Origin of the sequence: Mesorhizobium sp. CA7, assembly GCF_020165015.1 — a bacterium.
GTDB lineage: Bacteria > Pseudomonadota > Alphaproteobacteria > Rhizobiales > Rhizobiaceae > Mesorhizobium.
Window position 1 is genome coordinate 14,254 of record NZ_JAIUHH010000028.1, and the last position, 11,460, is coordinate 25,713.

At 62.3% G+C, this 11,460-nt stretch carries 13 protein-coding genes and 1 pseudogene; 10 read left to right on the top strand and 4 right to left on the bottom strand.

Annotation, left to right across the window (positions count from 1 at the left end):
• Nucleotides 1–41: 41 nt before the first annotated feature.
• A complete protein-coding gene (locus LB552_RS28635; protein WP_140700495.1) occupies nucleotides 42–311 on the bottom strand; it encodes a DUF2282 domain-containing protein in 270 nt (89 codons plus the stop codon).
• Nucleotides 312–542: 231 nt separating this feature from the next.
• Entirely contained in the window at nucleotides 543–1,355 is an 813-nt protein-coding gene (locus tag LB552_RS28640; protein WP_224611472.1) for a patatin-like phospholipase family protein, read from the bottom strand.
• 261 nt (nucleotides 1,356–1,616) lie between these two features.
• On the opposite strand from LB552_RS28640, the gene LB552_RS28645 reads away from it, so the two are divergent.
• The 6 genes from LB552_RS28645 (at nucleotide 1,617) to LB552_RS28670 (ending at nucleotide 5,937) form a co-directional block, all read left to right on the top strand.
• Nucleotides 1,617–1,892 carry a hypothetical protein gene (locus LB552_RS28645; protein WP_140847185.1) on the top strand — a complete coding sequence of 92 codons (276 nt, stop codon included), beginning with the start codon at nucleotides 1,617–1,619 and terminating at the stop codon, nucleotides 1,890–1,892.
• Between the two features lie 181 nt (nucleotides 1,893–2,073).
• Complete coding sequence (locus LB552_RS28650; RefSeq protein ID WP_140847187.1) at nucleotides 2,074–2,349, top strand: hypothetical protein; 276 nt, start codon at nucleotides 2,074–2,076, stop codon at nucleotides 2,347–2,349.
• 204 nt (nucleotides 2,350–2,553) lie between these two features.
• Entirely contained in the window at nucleotides 2,554–3,465 is a 912-nt protein-coding gene (locus tag LB552_RS28655) for a LysR family transcriptional regulator (RefSeq protein ID WP_140847189.1), read from the top strand.
• A gap of 190 nt (nucleotides 3,466–3,655) precedes the next feature.
• On the top strand, nucleotides 3,656–4,138 hold the full coding sequence (locus LB552_RS28660) for a cupin (RefSeq protein ID WP_140847192.1): 483 nt from the start codon (nucleotides 3,656–3,658) through the stop codon (nucleotides 4,136–4,138).
• A gap of 89 nt (nucleotides 4,139–4,227) precedes the next feature.
• Nucleotides 4,228–5,430 (top strand): MFS transporter, encoded by a 1,203-nt coding sequence (locus LB552_RS28665; protein WP_224611473.1) that lies wholly within the window; start codon nucleotides 4,228–4,230, stop codon nucleotides 5,428–5,430.
• A gap of 42 nt (nucleotides 5,431–5,472) precedes the next feature.
• Nucleotides 5,473–5,937 (top strand): DUF302 domain-containing protein, encoded by a 465-nt coding sequence (locus LB552_RS28670; RefSeq protein WP_140847197.1) that lies wholly within the window; start codon nucleotides 5,473–5,475, stop codon nucleotides 5,935–5,937.
• Nucleotides 5,938–5,990: 53 nt separating this feature from the next.
• Here the strand turns inward: LB552_RS28670 and LB552_RS28675 are convergent, their stop codons facing one another.
• Both LB552_RS28675 and LB552_RS28680 read right to left on the bottom strand, forming a co-directional pair.
• Complete coding sequence (locus tag LB552_RS28675) at nucleotides 5,991–6,182, bottom strand: hypothetical protein (protein ID WP_246680361.1); 192 nt, start codon at nucleotides 6,180–6,182, stop codon at nucleotides 5,991–5,993.
• 73 nt (nucleotides 6,183–6,255) lie between these two features.
• Nucleotides 6,256–6,423, bottom strand: a pseudogene (locus LB552_RS28680) (LysR family transcriptional regulator); the annotation flags it as partial.
• 242 nt (nucleotides 6,424–6,665) lie between these two features.
• Here LB552_RS28680 and LB552_RS28685 point away from each other — a divergent pair.
• From LB552_RS28685 to LB552_RS28700, 4 genes are read left to right on the top strand one after another with little or no spacing between them, the layout of a single operon-like run.
• Nucleotides 6,666–7,448 carry a 3-hydroxybutyrate dehydrogenase gene (locus LB552_RS28685; protein WP_140847200.1) on the top strand — a complete coding sequence of 261 codons (783 nt, stop codon included), beginning with the start codon at nucleotides 6,666–6,668 and terminating at the stop codon, nucleotides 7,446–7,448.
• Nucleotides 7,449–7,470: 22 nt separating this feature from the next.
• Nucleotides 7,471–8,622 (top strand): patatin-like phospholipase family protein, encoded by a 1,152-nt coding sequence (locus LB552_RS28690; protein WP_140847203.1) that lies wholly within the window; start codon nucleotides 7,471–7,473, stop codon nucleotides 8,620–8,622.
• Between the two features lie 33 nt (nucleotides 8,623–8,655).
• Complete coding sequence (locus LB552_RS28695; RefSeq protein ID WP_224611475.1) at nucleotides 8,656–10,050, top strand: NAD(P)/FAD-dependent oxidoreductase; 1,395 nt, start codon at nucleotides 8,656–8,658, stop codon at nucleotides 10,048–10,050.
• A gap of 19 nt (nucleotides 10,051–10,069) precedes the next feature.
• A complete protein-coding gene (locus tag LB552_RS28700) occupies nucleotides 10,070–11,416 on the top strand; it encodes a dihydrolipoyl dehydrogenase family protein (protein ID WP_224611476.1) in 1,347 nt (448 codons plus the stop codon).
• Nucleotides 11,417–11,460: the final 44 nt, after the last annotated feature.

Sequence of the window (11,460 nt, forward strand, 5' to 3'; positions counted from 1 at the left end):
GTCTCCTCCTTCTGGTCTGATTGCTCGAGGTGGAAAGTCGGCTAGGCCTTGGGCTTGTCGCTGCCCCCGGAAATCTTCGCGCAACTGCCGGCCGGCACGTAGAGCCAGGAGTCAGGCTGGTTGTCGGCGGTGGAAGTGCCAGCGCATGAATGCGTCGCAGTCTGGCAGTCGTTCTGGCCTGCCTTGACGACGCCATAGCACTTCTCGAAGGCGAAGCCGGGCTTGGCGGCGGGACCGCTATATGCCGCCGTGGCGGCGAGTGAGGTGGCGGCCGCGAGGGCCGAGCCGATAAGGGTCTTGGTGTTGATCACAGGCTTGTCTCCTGGTTGGCGTTTCGACGGAAAGACCGGCCCCGAGGCCCGTCTGCAGATCAGTTTCCACGATCGTCATGCCGAGCTGAAATGCTGTCTCGGCATGGAATTGATAAGCGGGCCACGATGTGCCGAGGGCGGCGCGAAAAGGCCCTCCGGCCGGGAACCGGAGGGCCTGGCGCCTGCATTCGGGAGTATGCGAGCAGGCGCGGCTAGGCGGGAGGAAAGCGCCTAGATGTATTGGGTTCTGCAGTCGTTGGCCGGGCGCTCGTTGGTGCTGGAAAGATCAGCGGCAAGCCAGTCTTCGGCACATTGCCGTCCCCTGTCGCGAATGTCAGTCAGCTCGCCCCAATCGATCCAGGGCCTCACAAGCAGCGGAGCTCCAGCTCGATAGTGGCTGTCGAAGATGCTGTGAACCGGGGCGCATCCGGTCACGCATTGGGCGGCGCCGGGGCTGCGATCCGGACAGCGCGCCATGAATATCGACGGCTTGCCGCTGACCACCACACGATGGCAGGCTCCGATTGACGCCGCAGGCGGCAGTTGCGAGATGTCGCCGTCGCCCCAATAGACATCGCCATCGATCTCAATGGCCGGCGAAAGGAACGGAACAGCCGCAGCCGCCACGATCGCGTTTATCGACAATTGTTCGTCCGAGAATATCTTCACCGCATCTGTGCGGGCGTTGACGGCCACGACGCGCAGCTTCACCGGGCAGTCTTCGTCGCGGATAGGCTGAAGGTCGATCGACTGTTCCAGCATCGATCTAAGCAGGCTCGTTCTGTCGATGGCGAACATCGAGGCATGGCTGACGCGCCGCCAGAAATTGGCGAGCGCCGTCCGCGCGCCGCGCCTTCCGCCGACGCTCAGCCCATAAGCAAAGACCGCCGCCTGCATCGCTGCAAAGCCCGACGCGGTAACGCCGCTCACGCTGCAGTTCGGCTCGTCCAGCAGCCGATCGAGCACACCCCAGACGAAAGCGGCATGCGCGTCATTTGCCAGCACGATGTCGATCGTCCGGCCCTCGACATTAGGATCCGTCACTGACGTGACAAGATCCGTCGCTGACGTGATCGATTGGACTGTGCTCACTGCGGACTGGGCAAGCATGGCCTGGTCTCCATCCCAAGGTCGCCAGCAAGGGCGATTGGAGAGAGACTGCCGCATCTTCTTGTTCAGCCGAAATGCCAAGGTGGCATGAAGTCCATAGGCAGATTGCATTGGCTGCTGGCCCCGCGCGCGACAATCTTCATCCCGATCAGGCTGGCGCCGTTGCCGGAGCCGCGCCTGGAAGGGAGATGAATGATGAGAAGACAACTTGCCTGTGTGGCTGTGCTTGCCGTTTGTCTTGGCGTGAGCCCGGCGTCCGCCGACCCGTTCAGCGACCTCGCTGCATTCCCGACCTTCTACGCAGACGCCACGATGAAGACGATGAAACCGATGGCCGGGTTCAGGAAGGCCTGGTTTGCTCTGTCAAAGCATGACCGGGTCAAGATGACGAAGGCGTGCAACGACCCGGCGATGCGCAAACCCCACGCACAATACTGCGCCAACGTGCTTGTTTTGGGCGGAGCCAATTAGCGGCGCACGCCCGGAATGCAGAACCGGCATAAACGCCATTCGCAGATGGCATTGGCGAATTGAGCGCCGGATGAAGCAAGGTCCACCTCGGCAAGCGGGAACAATAGAGTTCCAAAATGCTGCCGGTCATCAACGCAGTCGTCAAAGGGGCGATTGCACAACTCCGGAGAAGGATCCCACCATGAATATCAAAGCCATCTGCATCGGCGCATTTGCACTTTCCATGCTCGGCAGCGCTGCGTTCGCCGGCGCGCTCGACGAGCCGTCCAACATGCAGCCCTTCTTCACCGACGCCAGCATGAAGACGATGAAGCCCAAGGCTGAATTCAAGGCCGCCTGGGACGCGATGTCGAAGGACAAGCAGGGCGCGATGATGAAGGAGTGCCAGGATGCGGCGATGAGCAAGCCGCACGCCGAATTCTGCGCCAACCTCCAGGCGCTCGGCGGCGCCAACTGAGCGCTCGACAACCGTTTCGGGCAACATCGGACGGCGGCATGATGGCGAGCAGCTTGCTCGCCATCATGCTTTTGAGAAGCGAGAGCATTCGCCGGAAGCTCATCATGACCGATTGCTATCGACTTTATACCCCCCGTGCATTGGCGTGATGGAATGCATTGCGGCAGGGTTCGAGCCTGCAGATGCAGTTGAGGGACGACCCGCATGGACATACATCACATCCGCTATTTCCTGGCCGTCTGCGAAACCCGGAATTTCACGCGCGCAGGCGAGAAGTGCAACGTTACCCAGCCGGCGCTCTCGCGCGCCATCCAGCAGCTCGAGGATGAGGTCGGCGGACTGTTGTTTCGCCGCGAGCGGAATCTGACGCACCTCACCGATTTGGGCGCTTTGCTCCGCCCCAGATTTCAGCAGATCCTCGATGAGGTGACCGGCGTTCGCCAGGAGGCGTCGAGATTCCTTTGCCTGGAGAATGCAAATCTCAAGGTTGGCGTGATGTGCACGATCGGTCCGCGGCGGTTTACCGGGCTGCTGACGGACTTCAACCGGCGCCAGCAGGGCATCCAGCTGCAGCTTGTCGAGGGGGTGCCGGCGTCCCTGTCGCAGCTGCTGGAAGCGGGTGAGATCGATGTCGCCATCATGGCGTCGAGCAACAGTTTTCCGGAAAGGTTCGATGTTACGCCCCTCTATCGCGAGCGGTTCGTGCTCGCGTTTCCCAATGGGCACCGGCTGGCCCGAAACGACAATGTCGCCATCTCGGAGCTCGACGGCGAGAACTATCTCAGACGCCTGAACTGCGAGTATCGCGACTATCTTGCGGGCCTTTGCAATGAACGTGGCGTCAAGCTCAGGATCTCCTACGCCAGCGAGCGCGAAGACTGGATTCAAAACATGGTCTCCGGCGGGCTGGGCATCTGCTTCATCCCGGAGTTCAGCGCCGTCATCCCGGGATTGCAGGTCAGGCCCGTCATAGATCCGGAGGTTTGGCGAGAGGTATCGCTTGTCGTCGTGGCCGGGCGCCGGTTCTCGCCGGCCACATCAACCTTCGTCAACAGCGTCAAGGCGCATAGCTGGCCGGAAAGCGGCATCGATCTGGTTAGGAAAACGGCTGCATAGCAAGTCGAAGAAAAGAACCGACGCCATGGTCTGTCGTGGCGCGGATTGCTGCGCCCGTATGATGATCGACGATAGTTTTCAGGTATCGATTTAAGAGCCAGTCAGCATTTCTCTTTCGGGAAGGCTCCGGTCACTCTCCTCGTCATGCCCCGCCTCCCGCGATTGGGCACCGACAAAGGAGAAATACGAGATGGCTACCAAGAAACTCAACCTTGCGTTCGCGCTGGGCATGCTGTCCGCGACCGCTGCACTTTCCGCGGCCCCGGCTTTCGCCGGCGACTGCCCTGCCGGCCAGGCCGCCACCACCGATATCCAGGAACATCCAAGCAAACCGGTCGGCGTGACCGACACGGTGCTTTCCGCAATCGATCTGAGCAGCAAGGGCGAGGCCTGGAAAGGCAACATGCTGCGCCTTCGCAAGCTCGTCGTTCAGCCCGGCGGCGTCGTGCCGTGGCATGAGCACAATGTCCGCCCTGCCAACATTATCGTCCTCGAAGGCTCGATCACTGAATACGCCAGCACCTGCAAGGTCGGCATCGAGCATCCGGCCGGCGACGCGACCGCCGAGTTCGGCCAGCTCGCCCACTGGTGGAAGAACAACGGCAAGGTTCCGGCCGTCCTCTATTCCGCCGACGTCCTGCCGTCGGCGATGCATGAAGACCACATGATGTAAGCCGCTCGCCGCGGTGAAGATATCCCGGCATCAGAAACCAAAAACCCGTCCTCGGGTGATTGCCTGAGGACGTGGCAACGGAGCCTGTCATGACGACCAGTGAGCATTCCGAACCGACGCGGCTTCGCATGGCGGCCGCGGATAGCTGGCGCTTCGGCCTGATCGCGCTGATTGCGTTCCTGACGCTCGTCGATCTGTTCGCCACCCAAGCCATCCTGCCTTCGCTGGTGGTGAAATTCGGCGTCAGTCGCGCCACCATGGGCTTTGCCGTCAACGCCAGCACCTTCGGCATGGCAGTGGCCGGGATTGCCGTCGCTCTCTTTGGGCGAGGCATCGACCGCCGCAACGGCATCTGGATCAGCCTGGCCATCCTGGCGATCCCGACGACGCTGCTGTCGCAGACGGACAATATTGTGGTCTTCGCACTGCTGCGAGTGGTGCAAGGCCTTTGCATGTCGACTGCGTTCACGCTCACCATGGCCTACCTGGCAGAGCATTTTTCGGCGCGGCAGACGACGAGCGCGCTTGCGGCCTATGTGACGGGGAATGTTGCCAGCAACTTTTTCGGCCGGTTGATGTCGGCGGCCGTCGCCGACACGTTCGGCATCTCCACCAACTTTCTGACCTTCGCCGCGCTTAATCTGCTCGGCGCCGCCCTTGTCTGGTTCACGTGGCAAAAGACCTCGGCAATGATGCCCGCCGACGCCGAGGGTCAGCCCGCCCGCGCCGCCTGGAAAGCCCCGTTGCGGAACGCCGAGCTGCGTGCCTGCTTTGCGATCGGCTTTTTGATCCTGTTCGTCTTTATCGGCACGTTCACCTATGTGAATTTTCAGCTTGTCGCGGTGCCGCTTTCGCTGACCCCCATGGCGCTTGGCGCAGTCTATTTCGTCTTCTTGCCATCGATGCTGACCACTCCGCTCGCCGGGCGCGTGGCCTCAGGCCTTGGCCCGAGAATGGGGGTGGGCGCGACGCTTGGGCTGGCGATCATCGGTTTGCTTCTGCTGCTCGCACCCAGCCTTCCGGTCGTCCTCGCCGGGATGGCGCTGGTCGCCGTCGGCACCTTCCTGGCTCAAGCGATAGCCACGGGACATGTCAGCCGGACCGCGTCGCGCGATCGCGCCGCCGCGAGCGGCATCTATCTCGCGTCCTACTACGCGGGCGGGCTCGCCGGCAGCTTCCTCATCGGACAGATCTACGACCGCGTCGACTGGACCGCATGCGTGATCGTGCTGGTCGCGGTTCTCGCCAGTGCGATCGCGATCGCGCGCGTGCTGCAAACGCCGAAGGCCTGAGACCTGAAATCGAAACTTAGTTGTCCAACCAAGGAGACCGACATGATCAACCATCTCAAAGCTCTGTTTGCAGGCGCAGCCATGCTGATGTCTGCTGCCCTCCCGGCTGCGGCTTCGGACGGCGTCGTCACCGTCAAGAGCGACTATTCCGTCGCTGAAACCGTCGCCCGCATCAAGAAGGACGTGCTCAAGAAAGGCATCAAGTTCTTCGGCGTCATCGACCAGGCACAGCTTGGCAAGAATGCGGGCAACGATGTCAGGCCGTCGCGGCTGGTCATGTTCGGCAATCCGGCGCTCGGCACCACCTTCATCACCTCCAATCCCGAAGCCGGGCTCGACTGGCCTGTGAGAGTGCTGGTCTACCAGAGCGCCGACGGCTCGGTTTACGCCGCCTACAGCGATTTCGACTGGATCGCCAGGCGGCACGGCATCACCGACCGCACCGCGCAGTTCAAGATGGCAACGGAAGTCATCCAGTCGGTGACCTCAACCGTCAAGAAGAACTGAATGCGGAAAAGCATTGCCCGGACACGCAAGGCACGCTGCCTTGCCCGGCGACCCTATTCGGCGGCGGACAACGCTTTAGCCCGCTCGCCAAACCATTTCTTCTGCGTGGCCTCTCGCACCAATGCGCCCACCGCGGGCGAATGCCTGCGGCCGCGCACCGTGACGAGATTGACCTCCCGCCAGAATTCCGGCTCCGTGATCGGCAGAGGCACCACGCCAGGATGCTTGGCGGTATGCTCGGGCATGAAGCCGAAGCCGGCCCGGCGGCGATCATCGCCAATGTCCAGTCGTCACGATCGCTCCAGTATACCGGGCTGGGTGAGTGAAACGGCGCTCGCGGTGGAAAAGCGGCCCGCCGAATTCATCTTCCAGGAGTTTGATGGCGCGCGACAGCGCCGGCTGCGTGACATTGCACTGCTCGGCCGCCCGCGTGAAATTCAGTTCCTTGGCGACGGCCAAGAAGTATTTGACCTGGCTGATCTCCACTGCACGCTCCCTCACTGGACGTGCATACGGCACGGCCCGGGTGCCATGCAATCTTACTAGCTGCCCTGACGTCAAACAACCCGAACGGTCGATCGACCTCCACAGCCGACGATCTGACCGTCAGCTATCGAATCCATGTCTCAACGGCATTTCCGCAGCTTGCGGCGGTTCACCATACTCATCGTCAGATCCAGAGCCGGCCCGCACCCCGTCGCTCGTAGCGCAATCGGAAGGACAAGACGATGCTCAAAGGCAAGACAGCGCTCATCACCGGTTCGACCAGCGGCATCGGGCAAGGCATTGCCGAAGCCTTCGCGGCCGAGGGCTGCAACATCGTTCTGAACGGCTTTGGCGACGCCGCCGAGATCGAACGCCTGCGGGCCAAGCTTGCGGCCGATCATCAGGCCGTCATTCGATACGACAATGCCGACATGAGCAAGGGCGACGCCATCACGGCGATGATGGACAAGGCCATCGCCGAGTTCGGCGCCGTCGACATACTGGTCAACAACGCCGGCATTCAGCATGTCGCGCCGATCGACGACTTCCCGATCGAGAAATGGGAAGCGGTGGTGGCGATCGATCTCATGTCTTCGTTCTATACGATCCGGCGCGCCTTGCAGGCGATGAAGGCGCGCAAATGGGGCCGCATCATCAACGTGGCCTCGGCGCACGCGCTCGTCGCATCGCCCTATAAATCCGCCTATGTCGCTGCCAAGCACGGTGTCGCCGGCCTGACCAAGGCCGTCGCGTTGGAGGTTGCCGAACAGGGCATCACGGTCAACGCCGTTTGCCCCGGCTACGTGCTCACGCCGCTGGTCGAAAAGCAGATACCGGATACCGCCAAGGCGCGCGGCATCACCGAGCAGCAGGTGATCAAGGATGTTCTGCTGGCAGCGCAGCCGACCAAGCAATTCGTCACGGTCGAGCAGGTTGCCGCGCTCTGCCTGTTCCTGGCGTCGGACGACGCGGCCTCGATCACCGGTGCCGTCATGCCGATCGAAGGCGGTTGGACTGCTCACTAGACCCGCACGAGGAGCGAAGGCGATGAACAAGATCACGCAAAACCTGTCCGCTCCGGAAGCAGGACCGGCGCTTGGCCATCAGGGCGAAGTCAAGCGTCAGACCGTTCTTGTCCTTCAAGGCGGCGGCGCGCTCGGCGCCTACCAGGCCGGCGTCTACCAGGCGCTGGTCGAGGGCGGCATCGAACCGGACTGGGTCATCGGCACGTCCATCGGCGCCATCAACGCCGCGCTGATTGCTGGAAACGAGCCCGGCGTGCGTCTGGCCAGGCTCCAGGAATTCTGGGACGGCGTCAGCCGCAGCAGTCCGTTCGACGAGTTTTTCCGGATGATGGTTCCAAGCAACATCTTTGCCAATATGGGCACGGTGATGCGCGGCATCCCGGGGTTCTTCGAGCCGAACCCAAGCGCCATGTTCGGAGTCAACCGCGAGGTTGGTGTCGAGAACGCATCCTATTACACCACGGATCCGCTCAAGAGGACGCTCAGCAATCTGATCGACTTCGACTATCTCAACGGGCGCCACACGCGGCTGACGGTCGGCGCGGTCAACGTCAACACCAGCGAGCTCAAATATTTCGACACGCGCGAGATGATCCTGTCGGCGGCGCATGTCATGGCGTCGGGCGCCTTGCCGCCGGCGTTTCCAGCAGTCTGCATCGACGGCGAGCCCTATTGGGACGGCGGCATCTATTCGAACACGCCCATCGAGGTCGTGCTGGACGAGCGCCCTCGGCGCGACGCGCTGATCTTTGCCGTCAACATGTGGCAGCCCCGCGCCAACGAGCCGAAATCGATCTGGCAGGTCATGGGGCGACAGAAGGACCTTCAATATGCCAGCCGCGGCCGGAGCCACGTTGCACGGCAGGAGCAACTGCATCGGTTGCGGCATGTCGTGCGCGAACTGGGAAGGCTCGTGCCGGAGGAGCGTCGCGAGGATCCGATGTTCAAGGAGCTCGCCTCCTATGGCTGCCCGTCGGTCATGCATCTCGTTCGCCTGCTTTCGCCGCGACTGGACGGCGAGGACCACACCAAGGACATCGACTTCACCCGCTCGGGCATACGCACGCGCTGGCAGGCAGGATACGAGCATGGGCAGCGCGTCCTCGCTGACAAGCCCTGGGAATGCGAGGTCGACATGCTGCAAGGCATTGTGATCCACGAATCCCAAGAGTGACGTGCCGCGCCGAGCAAGATACGGAGACCACCGATGCAGATTGTCACCCCCGGCATGCGGTTGATCCCGGAAGCCGTGCTCGCCAACAATGCTGCGCTGTTCCGCACGATCCCGGAGACTCCCTCGCACGCGGACAAGTCATTGCACCGCGTGATCATTGTAGGCGGTGGCGCGGGCGGCCTGGAACTGGCGACGCGCCTCGGCCGCAAGTTCGGCAACCGGCGGCTTTCCGTCACGCTTGTCGACCGAAACCGCACCCATATCTGGAAGCCGCTGTTGCATGAGGTGGCATCCGGCGCCTTGAGCGCATCACACGATGCGGTCGAATACATCGCCCATGCCAGCCGCCACGGCTACCGATACCGCATTGGCGAGGTCGTCGGCATCGATCGTGCCAAACGCCAGGTTTTCGTTGCGCCCAGCTTCGACGATGACGGTCGCCAGGTCATCCCGCCGCGCGTTCTGGGCTACGACACGCTGGTCATGGCCGTCGGCAGCGTGACCAATGACTTCGGCACGCCGGGCGCCGCGCGCCATGCCCTTTCGCTCGATACCGCGGAACAGGCGGCCCGCTTCAACAAGCGCATGATCGATGCCTGCCTGCGCGCCAATGCGCAGTATGAGCAGCTTTCACCCGGTCAGCTCCATTGCGTCATCGTCGGCGCCGGCGCCACCGGCGTCGAGCTGGCAGCGGAACTTCACAAGTCGATGCGCGAGATAGCGTCGCATAATCTCGACAACATCGATTTCGAAAGGCTGATCCGCATCACCATCGTCGAAGCCGGACCGAGAATCCTGCCTGCGCTGCCTGAGCAGATGGCGCGCGCCACGGCACGCTTGCTGATCAAGTTGGGCGTGCAGATACGCTGCGGGATCAAGGTCACTGAAGTGACCGAAGACGGTATACGGCTCGGCGACAAGCTCTTTGTGCCTGCCGAACTGGTCGTCTGGGCCGCCGGTATCAAGGCGCCGGATTTCCTGAAGGGTCTCGAAGGTCTCGAAACCGATCGCATCAACCGCCTGATCGTCGATGAAACCTTGCGCACGGTCGCAGACGAGAATGTGTTCGCGATTGGCGACTGCGCGAACTGCGTTCTCCCGGGCGAAGAAAACGCCTTGCCGCCGCGCGCCCAGACAGCGCATCAGCAGGCTCACCACATGGCCAAGGTGATTGCGGCGCGTCTCGCGGAGCGGGCCCCACCGGCGTATCGCTACCGCGACTATGGTTCCCTCGTCTCACTCGCCGACTACGGTGCGTTCGGCAGCCTGATCGGGGGACTGAAGATCGAAGGTCTCGTTGCAAGGCTCGTCTATCGCTCGCTGCACAAGATGCATCTCAAGGCGGTGCACGGCCTGGCGCAGACCACGCTGGCTTCGATCGGCGAGATGATCGTCAAGCGCGCCAGACCGCGCATCAAGCTTCATTAGAGCGGCGGAGGCGATGGCGATGGAAAAGTATGACGTCGTGATCCTGGGCGGCGGCAATGCCGGAATGGGTGTGACGGTTGCGACGCGCGCCGCCGGACTTTCCGTCGCCATGATAGAGGCTCGCGATCTTGGCGGCACCTGTCCCAATCGCGGCTGCACTCCGAAGAAGGTGCTGGTCGCGGCAGCCCACGCGCTCGACGAGATCGCGAGGGCCGGCGATCATGCAATAAGGATCGAACCGCCGCGGCTAGATTGGCGAGGCTTGATCGAGCGGGAAAGGGACATCATCAGGGATATCCCGTCCCGATTGTCCGGTTTGATGGCCAAGCGAGGCGTCGACGTCATCTACGGCGAGGCCGCATTTGTCGCCAGCAACGCCATCCGCGTCGGCAGTCGAGAATTCGAGGCCAGGAACATCGTCATCGCCACCGGCTCGAAGCCGCGCCCAATGCCGATTCCCGGCTCGGAATTCCTGACGACATCGGACGATGTGCTGAGCGATCCGACGCTGCCTCGCGCCGTGGTGTTCATTGGCGGTGGCGTTATCGCTTTCGAGCTGGGTCACGTCTATGCGCGCGCCGGCGTCGAAGTCACGATCCTCGAGGCGCTGCCGCAGCTTCTGGGAAGCTTCGACGTGGATGCCGTTGCTCAGCTCCTTGGTGAGAGCGAGCGCCTGGGTATCAGCATCCATACCAAGGCCTGGGTCAAGAAGATCGAGGAGGTCGACGGGCGACTGCGGGTGAGCTTCGCGAAGGATGGTGCCGAATACCGGGTGGACGCAGATCGGGCCGTCAATTGCGCCGGGCGCGTTGCCAATGTCGAGGGCCTCGATCTCGGCGCCGGCGTCATCGTGCATCGCGAAGGCCGCATCGAGATCGACGATCATCTGAGGTCCCGTTCCAATCCGAACGTCTATGTCTGCGGCGACGCGGTCTGGAATTCTCCGCAGCTTTCGCCGATAGCGACCTACGAGGGCGGCATCGTCGGCCGCAATATCGTCGACGGCCCGAAACATCGGCCCGACTACAGTCAAATACCTGCCTCGCTCTACAGCATTCCGGCCGTGGCAACCGTCGGTTTGACCGAGGCCAAGGCGAGGGAACGCGGCTTCATCATCAACGTCCACTCGAACGACATGCAAGGCTGGCTTTCGGCCAGGATTTACGCCGAGCCGGTAGCGTGGTCGAAGATCATCGTCGAGGAAACGACAGACAGGATCCTTGGGGCTCACCTGGTCGGCCATGCCGGCGAAGAGCTGATCCACATATTTGCGCTCGCGATGAAGCACGGCATCACGGCACGAGAGCTGTCTGAGATGGTCTGCGCTTTCCCGACCTTCACAGCGGATATCAGGAACATGATGTAACGCGTCGCCTCGGGTCAGCGAAGAAGGACACAGATTTGGCACGT